General features: G+C 37.8%; 20 protein-coding genes. 10 read left to right on the top strand and 10 right to left on the bottom strand.

What is annotated here, in order from left to right:
* Window positions 1-97: 97 nt before the first annotated feature.
* Together ACGG81_RS07290 and ACGG81_RS07285 are read right to left on the bottom strand one after the other, a co-directional pair.
* The gene (locus ACGG81_RS07290; protein WP_390110362.1) at window positions 98-967 is read right to left on the bottom strand and encodes an IS3 family transposase; all 870 of its coding nucleotides are present in this window, start codon (window positions 965-967) and stop codon (window positions 98-100) included.
* A gap of 17 nt (window positions 968-984) precedes the next feature.
* On the bottom strand, window positions 985-1,683 hold the full coding sequence (locus tag ACGG81_RS07285) for a helix-turn-helix domain-containing protein (protein ID WP_390107583.1): 699 nt from the start codon (window positions 1,681-1,683) through the stop codon (window positions 985-987).
* 249 nt (window positions 1,684-1,932) lie between these two features.
* Between ACGG81_RS07285 and ACGG81_RS07280 the strand changes: the two genes are divergently transcribed.
* From ACGG81_RS07280 to ACGG81_RS07250, 7 genes are all read left to right on the top strand, one after another.
* Entirely contained in the window at window positions 1,933-2,190 is a 258-nt protein-coding gene (locus ACGG81_RS07280) for a hypothetical protein (RefSeq protein ID WP_009261867.1), read from the top strand.
* A gap of 111 nt (window positions 2,191-2,301) precedes the next feature.
* Window positions 2,302-2,631, top strand: a complete 330-nt coding sequence (locus tag ACGG81_RS07275) for a DUF1648 domain-containing protein (RefSeq protein ID WP_009261866.1) — start codon at window positions 2,302-2,304, stop codon at window positions 2,629-2,631.
* A 53-nt stretch (window positions 2,632-2,684) separates the two neighbouring features.
* Window positions 2,685-2,864, top strand: a complete 180-nt coding sequence (locus ACGG81_RS07270; protein ID WP_009261865.1) for a hypothetical protein — start codon at window positions 2,685-2,687, stop codon at window positions 2,862-2,864.
* 478 nt (window positions 2,865-3,342) lie between these two features.
* Complete coding sequence (locus ACGG81_RS07265) at window positions 3,343-3,522, top strand: sensor histidine kinase (RefSeq protein WP_390107579.1); 180 nt, start codon at window positions 3,343-3,345, stop codon at window positions 3,520-3,522.
* On the top strand, window positions 3,455-3,703 hold the full coding sequence (locus tag ACGG81_RS07260; protein WP_009261863.1) for a hypothetical protein: 249 nt from the start codon (window positions 3,455-3,457) through the stop codon (window positions 3,701-3,703). Before ACGG81_RS07265 ends, ACGG81_RS07260 begins: the two co-directional genes overlap by 68 nt.
* A 46-nt stretch (window positions 3,704-3,749) precedes the next feature.
* Window positions 3,750-4,223, top strand: a complete 474-nt coding sequence (locus tag ACGG81_RS07255; RefSeq protein ID WP_016438942.1) for a DUF6560 family protein — start codon at window positions 3,750-3,752, stop codon at window positions 4,221-4,223.
* Window positions 4,224-4,405: 182 nt separating this feature from the next.
* The gene (locus ACGG81_RS07250) at window positions 4,406-5,701 is read left to right on the top strand and encodes a glycoside hydrolase family 1 protein (protein WP_390107575.1); all 1,296 of its coding nucleotides are present in this window, start codon (window positions 4,406-4,408) and stop codon (window positions 5,699-5,701) included.
* Window positions 5,702-5,821: 120 nt separating this feature from the next.
* On the opposite strand, the gene lexA is transcribed toward ACGG81_RS07250, so the two are convergent.
* Window positions 5,822-6,439, bottom strand: coding sequence for a transcriptional repressor LexA (gene lexA, locus ACGG81_RS07245; RefSeq protein ID WP_008975707.1), 618 nt, complete (start codon window positions 6,437-6,439; stop codon window positions 5,822-5,824).
* Window positions 6,440-6,646: 207 nt separating this feature from the next.
* Here lexA and ACGG81_RS07240 point away from each other — a divergent pair, with 207 nt between their 5' ends.
* Both ACGG81_RS07240 and ACGG81_RS07235 read left to right on the top strand, forming a co-directional pair.
* Window positions 6,647-7,015: a hypothetical protein gene (locus tag ACGG81_RS07240; protein ID WP_390107572.1), complete on the top strand. Its 369-nt coding sequence runs from the start codon at window positions 6,647-6,649 to the stop codon at window positions 7,013-7,015.
* A 183-nt stretch (window positions 7,016-7,198) separates the two neighbouring features.
* Window positions 7,199-8,263, top strand: coding sequence for a tyrosine-type recombinase/integrase (locus ACGG81_RS07235; protein ID WP_390107570.1), 1,065 nt, complete (start codon window positions 7,199-7,201; stop codon window positions 8,261-8,263).
* Window positions 8,264-8,380: 117 nt separating this feature from the next.
* On the opposite strand, the gene dtd is transcribed toward ACGG81_RS07235, so the two are convergent.
* A complete protein-coding gene (gene dtd, locus ACGG81_RS07230) occupies window positions 8,381-8,827 on the bottom strand; it encodes a D-aminoacyl-tRNA deacylase (protein ID WP_008975710.1) in 447 nt (148 codons plus the stop codon).
* Between the two features lie 145 nt (window positions 8,828-8,972).
* Between dtd and ACGG81_RS07225 the strand changes: the two genes are divergently transcribed.
* The gene (locus ACGG81_RS07225) at window positions 8,973-9,707 is read left to right on the top strand and encodes a tRNA 2-thiocytidine(32) synthetase TtcA (protein ID WP_009261858.1); all 735 of its coding nucleotides are present in this window, start codon (window positions 8,973-8,975) and stop codon (window positions 9,705-9,707) included.
* Between the two features lie 98 nt (window positions 9,708-9,805).
* Here the strand turns inward: ACGG81_RS07225 and ACGG81_RS07220 are convergent, their stop codons facing one another.
* The 6 genes from ACGG81_RS07220 to ACGG81_RS07195 all read right to left on the bottom strand — a co-directional run bounded on the left by ACGG81_RS07220 (window position 9,806) and on the right by ACGG81_RS07195 (window position 14,027).
* On the bottom strand, window positions 9,806-10,453 hold the full coding sequence (locus ACGG81_RS07220) for an AAA family ATPase (protein WP_270457031.1): 648 nt from the start codon (window positions 10,451-10,453) through the stop codon (window positions 9,806-9,808).
* 90 nt (window positions 10,454-10,543) lie between these two features.
* Window positions 10,544-11,449, bottom strand: coding sequence for an RluA family pseudouridine synthase (locus tag ACGG81_RS07215; RefSeq protein ID WP_317344301.1), 906 nt, complete (start codon window positions 11,447-11,449; stop codon window positions 10,544-10,546).
* 3 nt (window positions 11,450-11,452) lie between these two features.
* Complete coding sequence (gene lspA / locus ACGG81_RS07210; protein ID WP_008975714.1) at window positions 11,453-11,992, bottom strand: signal peptidase II; 540 nt, start codon at window positions 11,990-11,992, stop codon at window positions 11,453-11,455.
* A 17-nt stretch (window positions 11,993-12,009) separates the two neighbouring features.
* A complete protein-coding gene (locus ACGG81_RS07205; protein ID WP_008975715.1) occupies window positions 12,010-12,780 on the bottom strand; it encodes a YlmH/Sll1252 family protein in 771 nt (256 codons plus the stop codon).
* Window positions 12,781-12,787: 7 nt separating this feature from the next.
* Entirely contained in the window at window positions 12,788-13,312 is a 525-nt protein-coding gene (locus ACGG81_RS07200) for a cell division protein SepF (protein ID WP_009261855.1), read from the bottom strand.
* Between the two features lie 13 nt (window positions 13,313-13,325).
* Complete coding sequence (locus ACGG81_RS07195; RefSeq protein WP_008975718.1) at window positions 13,326-14,027, bottom strand: YggS family pyridoxal phosphate-dependent enzyme; 702 nt, start codon at window positions 14,025-14,027, stop codon at window positions 13,326-13,328.
* Window positions 14,028-14,031: the final 4 nt, after the last annotated feature.

Raw genomic sequence — 14,031 nt, 5'->3', positions numbered from 1 at the left:
AAAAGCAGGATACCTTTTCTGAACTGCTCCCCGTCAAGAGGACAGAGAAAAAATATAAAATTTTCCCGGCCAGCAGCTAAATGTTGCTGGCCGCTTTTTATGCAGCAAGGCACAACTTGTGTTTTTCTATCGGCGTCAGTACGCCCAAGTTACGCTGGACTCTTCTGGTGTTGTAATAACGGATGTAGCACTCAATCATTTGCACGAGTTCCTGTTTGCTGGTGAAACGCTTGCCGTAATAGCGTTCCCGTTTCAAAATGCCCCAGAATCCTTCCATAGGTCCATTGTCAATGCAGTGAGCCACACGGGACATACTCTGAGTCATTCCAGCCTGTACGAGTTTATGGTGGAAGGCTCTGCCTGTGTATTGGAAACCTCTATCGCTGTGGAACAGCGGGTGGGCATCTGGATTCGCCTTAACAGCTTTGTCAAAGGTTTTGTAAACGAGTGGATTATCATTGCGCTCACTGATCACATAGGACACGATGCGCCGGTCACAAAGATCCAGAATGGCACTTAGATAGAGTTTATGTACTTCCATGCCATCATACCATTTGAACTCTGTCACATCAGTAAGCCATTTCTCATTCGGCTTCTCCGCATAGAATTGGCGATTCAGCAGATTTTCAGCAAGATACTGAGGGTTCTTTGCCCGTCTTGTGCAGCCGCGGTTATTGTACTTCACAGTGGATCTTATATCTTTGGCCCGGCAGATGCGTAGCACCCTCTTGTCATTGACATAGATACCATGGTCATGACGCAAATCGTCATTCAATCTCCGGTAACCTTTATCTGGACTTTCTGAATGGATTTTCTCAATCTTGTCGGCCAACTGTTCGTTCTCCTTTACTCTGTGGCTTAGCTTTCCGGAAGCCCATTTGTAGTAAGCAGAACGGGATACATGGAGAAGGTCACAGGCTGTCTCAATAGCAAACCCTTGTTCTTCGTGACACTCTCGAATGGCTATATAAGTATGTCGTTGTCTTACTTCTGAAAGGCATCCCTCCTCTCTACTTCATCCAATTTTTTTAACAGTGCATTCTCCATTTCCGCCAGATACAGTTTATGTTTGAGTTGCTCAATCTCAATTTGTGCCTGTTCCAGCTCGGTACGGGGAGTTTGGTCCTTCTTGCGCTGTCCACGCCGGTCTTGTAATCCTGCTTCTCCCATCTGTTCAAAACGAAGTGTCCAAGTACGAACTTGTTGGTAGCTTACCTGGTATTTTAAGGCTATTTCTCCGTAGTTTTTCCCTATAGCGATACATTCCCTGACGATTTGAACTCGTTCCTCAAATGTGGTTTCTCGTCCTTGCTTCATGTAACTTCCTCCTCCAGAAAACTTTGTAGAGTTGAAATCTCCATGAGCATTATACACCTTTATCCAGTTGCTGAGTTGACGATCATTTCGCAACTTATATTTTTTGCTGATTTCTTCGAGACTTCCCGCCCCGGATAAGTATTCCAGCACCGCCTTTAACTTTAGTTCTGGCGGATAGACACGATTTTTCCGATATGGTAAAAATCCAGCCGCCCCTTCTGTCTCATACCGTGCACTCCATCTATAAATCGTCGTTGTCCCAACTCCTGCATCCCGGGCCGCCTGAACTAAGCTTATTTCCCCTTGCCGGTACTTCTTGATAATCTCGACTTTTTCTTCTGTGTTTAGTTTACCTTTTTGTGACATAGAATTGCTCCCTTCATGATGACAGTTTGTTTTTTCACTGTCTCTCATAAAGGGAGCATATCAGAAAAGGTCTCCTGCTTTTTTGCACCCCAAATTGAATATAGAACTTTAAGGCACTTGCTGTTTTCGTTTTGAAAATAACAGGTACTTTTGTTTTAGGGAGCAAGAAAACATCTTCCATTCTTTAGGTTGATGAAGTATAATGTAAGCAACAAAACAGAATTTATCTTTTACGAAGGTGGTTGAACTATGAAAATAAAGTTTGAAACTATGTTAATAAAGTTTTGGGAAAAGAAAGTAACAATATCGGGGAAAATAGCAGATATTTTAGGAAGTATTCTGATGGTGTTAATCGGCACTTTTTTATTGTATTGTGCCTTAAATCCGCTAGACTTCCTCAAAGAAAATCTAAATCGAATTATTTTCGGAGTAATCGGAGTCCTTTTAATCCTTAAGGCACTAAGAATGCTTTTTGCAAATAAATTGAAAAATAAATCAAAAAATTAGAATTTGTAAGATGATCGGTGCACAAAATTTTATTGTAGTACTGACATGAGAATGTTATAATGTGGACATGAAAAGCAAAACATTATAATTTGGCGGAAAGAAGGCATTTTTATGAAATTTGTAGGAAGTAGAAAATTAACATGGGGAATTTGTAGTATTGGTATTTTATTAGCATTAGTAGGAGTTTTTTTCTTACCTCAAATTATCCCTATGCACTTTGCAAATGGAATACCAGATGGTTTTGGAAATAAGATAGAAATTTTTCTGTTTCCTATTTTACTACTTATGATTACGATTTTAACTGGAAAAGAAAAAATAAAGTATATCTTAACACATTCAAAGGTATTTTTAACAGATACACAATATAATTTGATGACAGATGGAGTTCTTGGATTTGTTTTAATTGCTGAAATTTATATTATTTATGCTTCGTTTGTTTAAGAGTTTTCGAGGAATAAACTTTGAATTCAGAAAAATCAAAGGAGGTTTTCATAATGGCTAAAAGAAAAATATGGATTATTTTATTCATTGTTGGAATAGTCATGATTTTAGGGGCTTCGGAATTTAGCAGATTTTTAGCGAGTGAAATAAACTGGTACACAGCAGGAGTAATATTATCTGCCATTTCTGGACTTGGATTATTGTTTGAAATGTATTTTAGCCGGAATAAGTAAATTCATTTTACGTCCAATCATCAATATCTATCAGTTTTGTCAAAAGGGAGCAAGGTTTATTTTCACCTTAGTCCCCATTCATATTTAGTATCATATTACATTTCTCAGCTTAATAAGCTTACGATATTTTGTGAATCCGCATTATATACACTAATTATCAACAATCGTCAATTCCACTTCAATATCTTTCCCCTGCGTCCCACAGTTATTACAATACCATTTTGTTATTTTCTGTATAACAATCGTTTCTTTAAATGTATCTGAAAACATTTCTGGACTACCTGAACTATTTTACAATGTCTAAAATAACTTCCAGCGATTTTCCCATTAAACTGAAAGAGGAAAATGTTTCAAGCCTTTGCCAAGACACAATTTTGGACTATTATGATCTGCTTGAACAGACACAATTTGAAGTTGATATTCAGATACCAGATACACCCATTTTGCCTACACAGATAATGAGGCATTACAGCGCATTTTGAAAAATCTGATAGATAATGCGATTCGACATGGTGGTGATGGCAAATATATTTCTCTACGACTCACCACATCAAATGGAAAAAGCATAATTGAAATAGAAGATCATGGAAATGGATTATCACCACAACTGCAAAAACAGGTTTTCGCAAGAAATTACATTGAAAGCAGAAGTGTATGATGACTGGTTTGATGTAAATGTTGCAAATGAATTGAATAAGATCATTAAAGACTATGGAAATGAAAAACAGTTATTCTTTACGAGCGACGGATATCAGGAAGGGATTGTTTTTTATCGTGATAAAGAGTGGGCAGAAGGATTCCAGCTGGAAACCGGGTTGGAGCTTGTGGAATTCAATTAGCCGATTAAAAAAGTAACTTTAAAATCTACAGGAGAAAGGAAATCTCATGAAAAAAGCTAGAAATCAAATCCAAATTGGAAGAGAACCGTTGTCTCATTATGTTATCCGTTCAGAAATCTATCTGAGTTGGCTGTTTGCTTTTTTTGCAATATGCAGTACAGGTTTATTGATTTATAGTATTGTTATAGAGGAAGCTTTGTGGGCGATCCTGTTTCTGCTGCTTGTTTCTATAGTGATGGCGATTGCAGCTTTTAATATCGGTTTATGGAAAGTAGAAGTAAACGATATGGAAATTACGTATCGTTCTACATTTGGCCGCGTAAGAAAGTATTATTTTGCAGATATCACAAAGGGTGTGTATAAAAAGAGCGGAGCTTTTCGGGTTTACATAGACGAAAAAAGAATATTTACTTTTGATGATAATATAGACAATTCATTGTTTATCGAACAAATGAACAGACTACATATTCCTATCTGGAGTTATAGTTTTTCTCTTAAAATGAAAAAGAAATCTAAATAACCAAAAAATATTTTAATAGGAATATGAACAGATGCAATTTTTAAGAGAATCAACAATATCGTAATTACTATTGTAATGATAATCAATCTGTTTTCTTAGATGGATATCATATAATGAAGACACCGTACAATACGCATGATATAATAAGGAAATAGAAAAGCAAATGATCAGGAGGACTTCTTATGGGAAAATTTCAAAAAGGATTTTTTGTCGGTGCTGCGACGGCTGCACATCAAGTAGAGGGAAATAACATTTACAGCGATTGCTGGGCACAGGAACAGTTGAAATATTCTATTTTTCAAGAACCAAGTTTAGACGCGGTTGACCATTACAATCGGTATCAAGAAGACATAGAATATATGGCAGATGCTGGATTGAATGCTTATCGGTTTAGTATTGAATGGGCGCGTATTGAACCGGAACAAGGGAAATTCGTGGAAACAGAGATTAAACATTACCGCAATGTTATTCGCTGCTGTAGGGAAAAGGGACTGGAACCTTTCGTTACTCTTCATCATTTTTCCAGCCCGCTTTGGGTGATCCAAAAAGGTGGTTGGGAGTCAGAGGATGTCATACAATATTTTGCGGAGTATGTCGAATATGTGATGAAAAAGCTTGGTAATGAGATTAAGTATGTCTGTACGATCAACGAGGCAAATATGGGGCTTCAAATCGCAGCTATTATGGAACGGCAAAAGAGGCAGGAAAAAGCAAATGCCAGTCGAAGGAAAGAAGAAGGGCAGCAGGTGCAGTTAGGAATGGATTCTGAAAAGATGGAAGAAAACGAACGCCTTGGAGCTGAAGAAAATGAAAGAGTCTTTTATACCGCAACTCCTCAGACATTTTGCAGCAGCCGTACAGAACAGGGAGATTTCATTGTCATGAAGGCGCATCAGAAGGCGGTACATATCATTAAAGAACTTTATCCGGAGACGAAGACAGGGTTAACGCTTTCTCTTCATGATATCCAGCCACAACCAGGAGGAGAAGAGCGTGCAAAAGCAGAGTGGGAGAAGGAATTTACGCATTATCTTCCTTATATTGAACAAGATAATTTCCTTGGAGTACAAAATTACAGCCGTTCAAGAATAGGGGCTGACGGAATCGTTCCAGCGCCGGAACATGCTGAGCTGACACAAATGAATTATGAATACTATCCAGAGGCATTAGAACATGTGATTCGAGCGGTTTCTAAACAATTTCATGGTGATTTATATGTGACGGAAAATGGGATTGCCACAGCAGATGATACACGACGGATTGCTTTTATCGAAAAAGCAACTGACGGTGTTGCTTCCTGCATTGCCGACGATATTCCGGTGAAAGGATATTTCTATTGGAGTCTTTTAGATAATTTTGAATGGCATAGGGGATACACAATGACATTTGGGCTGATACAAGTAGACAGAAAAAATGGAATGAAAAGACAAGTAAAGCCAAGTCTTACCTACCTTGGACAGTTATGTCCGGATAAATAAATTGTGCAGGCACAATAGGCTGACAGATATAAGAACAAAAAATTGATAGGAATGGGGAAGGACAAATTCGAAAGTGGTTTTATTCTTCCCCATCAAAATGTGTGACAGAAGTATTTTACATTATTTCATAAACCGGAATACACCGATTACTTTTCCGAGAATTTCTACACTTTCTACAATGATTGGATCCATAAAATCATTCTCCGGCTGAAGTCGATAAACGCCTTCTTCTTTAAAAAATCGCTTTACCGTTGCGCCATCCTCAACGAGTGCAACAACCATATCTCCATTCTCAGCATTTGACTGCTGTTTAATAAGTACATAATCTCCATCTAAAATTCCCGCATTGATCATACTTTCTCCTTTGACAGAAAGAAGGAATGTTTTTTCATTTGGCATAAATTCCATCGGGATTGGAAAATAATTTTCAATATTCTCTTCCGCAAGAATTGGTGCTCCGGCAGCAACACGACCGATAACAGGCACATTCACGACTTCTCTTCGTGTAAGATTAAACGTATCATCCATGATCTCGATTGCACGCGGTTTTGTTGGGTCTCGGCGAATATAACCATTTTTCTCCAATGTCTCCAGATGAGAGTGAACAGAAGAGGTAGATTTCAAATGGACTGCTTCGCAGATCTCACGGACTGCCGGTGGATATCCTTTTGATAATAATTCCGATTTAATATACTCTAAAATTTCTTCTTGTTTTTTACTGATCTTTCCTAGTGGCATAAAAAAGCCTCCCTTTTGTATTCTGCAATTATTTTATCATATGAAAAAGGAAAAAGCAAACAAATGTTTAGAAAGTATGTTCACCTTATTGACAAACGTTTGTTCGTGTTATATAATCTGCGTAAAGAACATTTGTTCGCAACATTTGTTCGAAAAAGCGAATAGACAGCGTTATGATTTCAGAAAGAGAAAGAGGAAGTGGGAGAGATGAGTAAGCACAGAGCATATGCAGTGAAGATCAGGAAACAACGAGCGATGAGAAGGAGATGTATTGTTTCTGCTTTTTCAATTTTAGCAGCATTTTATATCAGCGCAGTTGGCAGCATTTTGTTTACCAATGCACATGGAAATGCATCTGAAGAACCTGTTGTTGGGAAGTATTATAAAAGTATTCAGATTCAGAAAGGTGACACTTTACAGAGTCTTGCAGACACTTATGCAAAAGATTCTGATAAAAAGACAATTGCCAGATACATTAAGGAAGTAAAGAAATTAAATGGGATGTGGCTGAATGATTTATGTGCGGGAGATTATCTATTAATCATTTATTATGATTCTGTACCGGAAGTAATGTGAGAGAGATTCTTTTCAAAACAATAAAAATCCATTGAAAGGCAGAAAACTGCCTTTCTAAAAGAGAAGTTAATCTATACGACAAATACCGATTTTTCCAAAAGATATAGACTAAAAAGTCTACTTATGCTATAATTACCTACAAAATCAGGTTAATTCGTAACTATTTTAAGGAGGTACTTTTCTATGGCAAAAGATATAAAAACTTATCACGAACAGACTTTTATTGAAGATACTTTACGGCTGAGGGAAATTCTGACAACACTTCCTGCCTTTGCAAAAGATTATTTTCGCGCAATGGAGCCAACAACTTCTGCAAAAACAAGAATTTCTTATGCTTATGACATCCGAACATTTTTCTACTTTTTGGTGGAATGCAATCCTCTGTATCGCGATCGCTCCACAACACAATTCACCCTTGAAGATCTCGATCAGTTAAGTTCAGTAGATATTGAAGAATATTTAGAATATCTGAAAGTATACGAATCTTCTGAAAACAAACAGATCACAAACAGCGGACAAGGGCTTGCAAGAAAAATGTCTGCACTCAGAAGCTTCTACGGATATTTCTTTAAACGACAGGCAATTGAGAAAAATCCGACATTGCTCGTAGACATGCCAAAACTCCACGAAAAAGCGATCATACGTTTGGATACTGATGAAGTCGCAATTCTGCTTGATTATATAGAAACATGCGGAAGTCAGCTGACAGGACAAAAGAAAGTTTATTATGAAAAAACAAAATATCGGGATCTAGCGATCATTACTCTCCTGCTCGGAACAGGAATCCGTGTTTCAGAATGTGTTGGGCTGGATATCAATGATGTTGATTTCAAAAATAATGGGGTCAAAGTTACAAGAAAAGGTGGAAACGAAATGGTTGTCTATTTTGGAAGGGAAGTCGAAAAAGCTCTTAGAGATTACCTGGAACTGACAAGAAAAAATATTACTCCCCTGCCAGATCATGAAAATGCCCTCTTCCTCTCTACCCAGCGAAAGCGAATGGGGGTACAGGCAGTGGAAAATATGGTCAAAAAATATGCAAAGCAAGTGACACCAAATAAAAAGATTACACCTCATAAACTTCGAAGCACTTACGGTACCTCTTTATATAAAGAAACCGGTGATATTTATCTCGTAGCTGATGTTCTAGGGCATAAAGATGTCAATACAACAAAGAAACATTATGCAGCAATCGATGAAAGCAGGCGCAGACAAGCAGCTTCTGCAGTAAAATTGCGGGAAGAATAGTACTCTACAGTTATAGAGAGACCCACTCTCCTTTTGCTGAACCACTTAGGAAAGCAATGGGCATCGCCACAGTTACTATATCAATAACGGTGCAATGCCCTGTGTTCCTCTTCTGCTTTATAATTTTTCTGAATCAAGTATGATTGTAAATGGTCCATCATTGATTAGCTGAACTTTCATATCAGCGCCAAATTTTCCTCGTTCTACTATCGGGACTTGTTTCTGGCATTCTGAAATAATATATTCATACAACTGCTCTGCTTTGTCCGGTGCTCCGGCTTCAATAAAACTTGGACGGTTTCCTTTCCGGCAGTTGGCATAGAGTGTAAACTGAGAAATCAGCAAAAGGGATCCTTTTACATCTGCAAGAGAAAGATTTGTCTTACCGTTCTCATCCTCAAAAATCCGAAGACCAACCATTTTTTTAATCATTTTATCTGCAATCTCTTTTGTATCTTCATTGCCGACACCAATCAACACCATATATCCTTTTCCAATTTTTCCAATTGTTTCTCCATCAACAGAAACAGATGATTCTAATACACGCTGTACTATAAATTTCATATATTTTTCCCTCCAATTTTTATGACTATTTCCTTTTATATTAGCTTCTTTTTTTAAAATAATCAAGTTTTCTCTTGTCAGGAAAAAGGAAATCAGATAAGATATTGAATGAATCGATAGAGAATAACGAGAAAGGAATATACATATGAAATTACAGCAGCTGCTAAGTTATACGAGAAAAGCCGTGGATGAGTATCAAATGATTGAAGAGGGAGACCATATTGCAGTTGGTATCTCCGGAGGGAAAGACAGTCTGACACTCCTCTATGCACTTCATGGATTGAAACGATTTTATCCTAAAAAATTTGAATTGAGTGCAATTACTGTAGATCTCGGATATGAGGAATTTCATCTGGAGCCAATCGAAAAACTTTGTGCCCAGCTTGAGGTACCTTATAAGATTGTCCGGACGGATATTGCTCACATCCTTTTTGAGGAACGAAAAGAATCAAACCCATGTTCTCTCTGTGCAAAGATGCGAAAAGGTGCCTTAAACGATGCTGTCAAAGATATGGGATGCAATAAAGTTGCATACGCACATCATAAAGATGACATTATTGAAACTATGCTACTCTCCCTTATTTTTGAAGGACGTTTTCATTCATTCTCTCCAAAGACTTATCTTGACCGGATGGATCTGACTGTGATTCGACCAATGATGTTTGTCGACGAGATGGATGTGATTGGATTTAAGAATAAATATGATCTTCCTGTAGTCAAAAGTAAGTGTCCGGTAGATGGACATACAAAGAGGCAATATGCCAAAGAACTTGTAAGGCAGTTAAATCAAGAACATACAGGAGCAAAAGAGCGTATGTTTACTGCAATTTTAAACGGAAAGATCAATGGATGGCCGGAAAGAATATTACAAAAACGTTAATTTTCATCTGAATAAACGTATATAAAATAGAAAGAGGCAGAATCTTGTGTTGTACAAGTCCTGCCTCTTTTTCAATCAACTAAGATCAGATGGCTCTGCTATAACTGAGGAGCTTTCGTCAATGCTTCTTTTGCTGCAATATAAGATTTGATTATTTCAACAGCGCCGTCCACTCCAAGATCGGAACTGGAAATACATAAATCATAGCTGTCTACATCAGACCATTTTTTATTAGAATAGTAATTATAATAGTTTGCACGTTTCTTATCTGTTTTTAAGATCATGTCTTTCGCCTTTGCATCTGTCAGATCATAAAGTCTTGCGACACGCCTAATCCGGGCATTCAAATCTGCATGAATAAACACATTCACACAATTATCATACTCTTCCAATGCATAGTCTGCACAGCGTCCGACCAACACACAAGGTCCTTCATCTGCAATTTTTTTAATTGCGTCAAACTGAGCAAGAAAAACTTTATGATTCAGCGGCATATCCGAATATCCACCGGCAGGATAGCCCATAGAGTAAGTATCCATCACCAAGGAGTAGAGGAAGCTATTTGTAGGCTTTTCATCTTGTGATTCAAAGAGTTCTTTGCAGATACCGCTCTCTTTTGCTGCAACTGCGAGCATCTCTTTGTCATACAGTTTAATTCCGTAATACTCTGCAAGCTTTGTACCGATTTCATGTCCACCGCTTCCAAACTGTCTTCCGATTGTAATAATTGTGTTTGCTTTTGTCATAACTGTCACGCTCCTTTATGTAAATCCATCTGAGAATCAGATTTGATATATAACATATTATACATCAAATCTGATGAAATGTACACAACTTTACAAAATTTCCAGCAGGTGTTTGAAATAATCTGGCAATTCTGCATTAAATTCCATATACTGACTAGTACGTGGGTGGATAATGCCGAGAATTTTTGCATGAAGTGTCTGCCCTTGAAGCTTCATTGGAGATTTTGCCGGACCATAGATAGCATCTCCAAGAAGAGGATGACGAATACTTGCCATGTGTACCCGAATCTGGTGTGTTCTTCCCGTCTCCAACTGACATTCTACATACGTAAATTTTTCAAAACGCTTTAATACCCGATAGTGCGTGACAGCATGCTTTCCATTCTTATAGTTTACACTCATTTTCTTTCGCTCAACAGGATGTCTGCCGATGGGAGCATCAATAGTACCATTGTCCTCCTTTAACACTCCGTGAACAATCGCATGATATTTCCGTGTAATCGTATGGTCTTTTAACTGCTCAGCCAGCGACTGATGTGCAAAATCATTTTTGCAGACAACCAGAGAACCAGTTGTATCCATGTCAATACGATGCACAATTCCCGGGCGCATTACGCCATTGATCCCAGAGAGTTGATCTTTGCAATGAAACATCAGTGCATTGACTAAAGTTCCACTATAATGTCCTGCAGAAGGATGAACGACCATTCCTTTTGGTTTATTCACAACAAGGATATCTTCATCTTCATAGAGAATATCAAGCGGAATCTGTTCTGGAAGAATATCAGGTTCTTTCAATTCTGGAATCGTCACTGAAATATGATCTTCCAAAGAAAGCTTATAGTTTGCTTTTACCGGTTGCCCATTTACAAGAACTTCTTTTTCTTTGATCAGCTTTTGGAGATAAGAGCGAGAAAGATCTGGAAGTTTTTCGGATAAAAATTTATCAATTCGCATCAGATCATTTCTCTCTGCGGTATATCGTCTTTCTTCCATAATTTACTCCTGTTCTTCTGGATCCTGCACTGACTTTTTCCCACGGAAGGTAAAATATTGATAATCTTCCTCTTTAAAATAGAAAAACGCCAGATAGCAGAACAGACACATTGCCAAAACTACATAAATATCTGCGACATTGAAAACTGGAAAATCAATCAATTCAAAATAGAAAAAATCTGTCACATAATTGTTGCAGAGTCTATCGATCATATTTCCGATTCCACCAGCCGCCACAAGAACCGTGCAGATGCGAAACGCAGCAAAACGCTTTGTATACGGCAATCGGATATAAAAGTAAAGTGCTGCGGAAAGTAACAGCAAGGTGGTAATAATAAAAAATGTTTTCTGTCCTTGAAAAATTCCGAATGCCGCTCCTCTATTTTCCAGATAATGAAGACAAAATACATTTTTGATCAGAACAATATCTTCTTTTCCCTTCAGGTATGTGGTCGCAAGAAACTTTGTCCACTGGTCAAGTACAATTCCAAAAACCAGTGCAACTAAACCACCTAAATACCATAGAAATCGTTTCTTTTTCATATTCTATCGTTTCTCCTTTAAATCAATTTGTGAATTTCCACGAGAAGCCTCCCCTTTTTTGTCTGGGAAATTACTTTTCGATAGATGAACTTACCATAGCCGCGAACAGAGATCACATCATCTTCTTTCACATTATATCCATTAGATGAAATAAGTTTACCATTGACAAACACCTTTCCAGCCTCAATCAATGGACTGAGGCGGCTTCTTGAAGATGAAAATGCAAGAGAAAGAAGGGTATCCAGTCTTACAGAAGCTACTGTACCTGTAATTTTTTCATACTTTTGTGTATAGTGAAACTCAGAAAAAGATTCTTCACAAACAATCACCTGAGTCCGACGTATCTGTGTCATTTCTTTACACACATAGGATAAAAGTTTGTCTGAGACAAATACAAACGCACCTTGCTCTTCTACGATAATATCTCCGATTTTTGAACGCTCAATTCCAAGACTCAGAAGTGCTCCCAAATAATCTCTGTGAGATAGCTGCTCGGAGAACTTTTGACTGCGCGGCAGGATATGGATAATTCCCATCGGATATGCAAGATCTTCTATCTCTGAACGTAAACAAAGAGCATCAGGAAGAAATGCTGCAATCTGACGCTCTGAAGAAGCATAGCCGCCAAAAGTCCTGTACGGAGTGTACAGAGTATCTTTTGGCAACGTATGTAAAATATTCAGTTCATTAAGATTTAGAAAATCTGTGTAAGTAATAAAATTGCGATGATATGCAATCTTTGATAACTCAATCAGTCTTTTTCTTAATAATTCTTCTTCTTTTTGCATAGTACTCCTAGAATCTTGTGTTGATGGACGGCATGTCAAAAGAAGTATTCAGCAAATCCTGTAAATCTCCGGAAATATCTACATTGGTAGGTGTTACGAGGAAGATGTAAGTAGATATCTTCTGAAGATTTCCATTGATCGCAAATGCTGCACCGGAAATAAAGTCGATAATTCTCTGTGCAACCTCCAGATCAAGTCCCTCTAAATTCAGGATAACAGTACGTCCGCTTAAAAGAGATTCTGTAATTGCGCGTGCATCATCAACAGATGTCGGACGAATTACACATACTTCCATTCCTGGCGCTCTTCTCTGTCCACTCGGACGCATTGGAGTTACTTTATTTGTAGATTTTGAAGTGCTTTTTGACTTTTCCTGCATATCAAAATCATCATACTCTTCTTTTTCTTTTTTAAATGGATTTTTGCTTGTCTTTTCCGGATATTCATCTACTTCATCATCGAAGAAATCATCCTCATAATCATCTTCGTCACTCAGTTTCATAATGTCCAAAAACTTGTCAAATACTCCCATAGTTACACTCCTATCATTCGTTTGTTATATTATAGTTTCTTTCACCAAAAATACCAGTGCCGACACGAACCATGGTGGCACCTTCTTCTATCGCGACTTCATAGTCATTTGTCATACCCATTGAAAGAATACGCATACTAACATTATCAATGTTTTTTGCCGCAATGTCAACAGATAATTTTCTTAAATTGGCAAAATGTATACGATTTTCTTCTGGATTTTCGACAAATGGAGCAATCGTCATCAAGCCTTTAATCTTTATATGACGAAAACGGGCGATTTGTTCGACCAATGGAAGCACTTCTTCTGGCGAAATGCCAAACTTGCTCTCTTCACCGGCAACATTAACTTCAATCAAGACATCCACCAAACAGTTCTTTTTTGCTGCTTCTGCCTCGATTGCTTCTGCAAGTCTAAGAGAATCAACGGAATGAATCAGTGTTGTTTTTCCAATCAGATACTTAACTTTATTTCTTTGAAGATGGCCGATCATATGCCATGAAATATCTTTTGGAAGTTTTTCATATTTGTCAGTGAGTTCCTGTACTTTGTTCTCGCCGAACTGCCGGATACCAAGGTCATAAATTTCCTGCAGCATCGAAACCGGCTTCGTTTTGCTCACTGCAATCAATGTAACATCTTCCGGATGTCTACCACTTCTTTTGCAGGCATCTTTCACCTTGTCCTGTATAGATTTCAAATTTTTTTCCAGCATATTC

The organism is Faecalimonas umbilicata, from assembly GCF_042846195.1.
Lineage (GTDB): Bacteria > Bacillota > Clostridia > Lachnospirales > Lachnospiraceae > Faecalimonas > Faecalimonas umbilicata.
Note: the sequence above shows the minus strand (reverse complement) of the source record. Positions and strands in the feature narration are given on the sequence as shown.

What these genes read in the sequence shown, in the direction of transcription:
- ACGG81_RS07285 (WP_390107583.1), bottom strand. Translation starts at nt 1,683, where the DNA reads ATGTCACAAAAAGGTAAACTAAACACAGAAGAAAAAGTCGAGATTATC.
- ACGG81_RS07280 (WP_009261867.1), top strand. Translation starts at nt 1,933, where the DNA reads ATGAAAATAAAGTTTGAAACTATGTTAATAAAGTTTTGGGAAAAGAAA.
- ACGG81_RS07275 (WP_009261866.1), top strand. Translation starts at nt 2,302, where the DNA reads ATGAAATTTGTAGGAAGTAGAAAATTAACATGGGGAATTTGTAGTATT.
- ACGG81_RS07270 (WP_009261865.1), top strand. Translation starts at nt 2,685, where the DNA reads ATGGCTAAAAGAAAAATATGGATTATTTTATTCATTGTTGGAATAGTC.
- ACGG81_RS07260 (WP_009261863.1), top strand. Translation starts at nt 3,455, where the DNA reads ATGGATTATCACCACAACTGCAAAAACAGGTTTTCGCAAGAAATTACA.
- ACGG81_RS07255 (WP_016438942.1), top strand. Translation starts at nt 3,750, where the DNA reads ATGAAAAAAGCTAGAAATCAAATCCAAATTGGAAGAGAACCGTTGTCT.
- ACGG81_RS07250 (WP_390107575.1), top strand. Translation starts at nt 4,406, where the DNA reads ATGGGAAAATTTCAAAAAGGATTTTTTGTCGGTGCTGCGACGGCTGCA.
- lexA (WP_008975707.1), bottom strand. Translation starts at nt 6,439, where the DNA reads ATGCCACTAGGAAAGATCAGTAAAAAACAAGAAGAAATTTTAGAGTAT.
- ACGG81_RS07240 (WP_390107572.1), top strand. Translation starts at nt 6,647, where the DNA reads ATGAGTAAGCACAGAGCATATGCAGTGAAGATCAGGAAACAACGAGCG.
- ACGG81_RS07235 (WP_390107570.1), top strand. Translation starts at nt 7,199, where the DNA reads ATGGCAAAAGATATAAAAACTTATCACGAACAGACTTTTATTGAAGAT.
- dtd (WP_008975710.1), bottom strand. Translation starts at nt 8,827, where the DNA reads ATGAAATTTATAGTACAGCGTGTATTAGAATCATCTGTTTCTGTTGAT.
- ACGG81_RS07225 (WP_009261858.1), top strand. Translation starts at nt 8,973, where the DNA reads ATGAAATTACAGCAGCTGCTAAGTTATACGAGAAAAGCCGTGGATGAG.
- ACGG81_RS07220 (WP_270457031.1), bottom strand. Translation starts at nt 10,453, where the DNA reads ATGACAAAAGCAAACACAATTATTACAATCGGAAGACAGTTTGGAAGC.
- ACGG81_RS07215 (WP_317344301.1), bottom strand. Translation starts at nt 11,449, where the DNA reads ATGGAAGAAAGACGATATACCGCAGAGAGAAATGATCTGATGCGAATT.
- lspA (WP_008975714.1), bottom strand. Translation starts at nt 11,992, where the DNA reads ATGAAAAAGAAACGATTTCTATGGTATTTAGGTGGTTTAGTTGCACTG.
- ACGG81_RS07205 (WP_008975715.1), bottom strand. Translation starts at nt 12,780, where the DNA reads ATGCAAAAAGAAGAAGAATTATTAAGAAAAAGACTGATTGAGTTATCA.
- ACGG81_RS07200 (WP_009261855.1), bottom strand. Translation starts at nt 13,312, where the DNA reads ATGGGAGTATTTGACAAGTTTTTGGACATTATGAAACTGAGTGACGAA.
- ACGG81_RS07195 (WP_008975718.1), bottom strand. Translation starts at nt 14,027, where the DNA reads ATGCTGGAAAAAAATTTGAAATCTATACAGGACAAGGTGAAAGATGCC.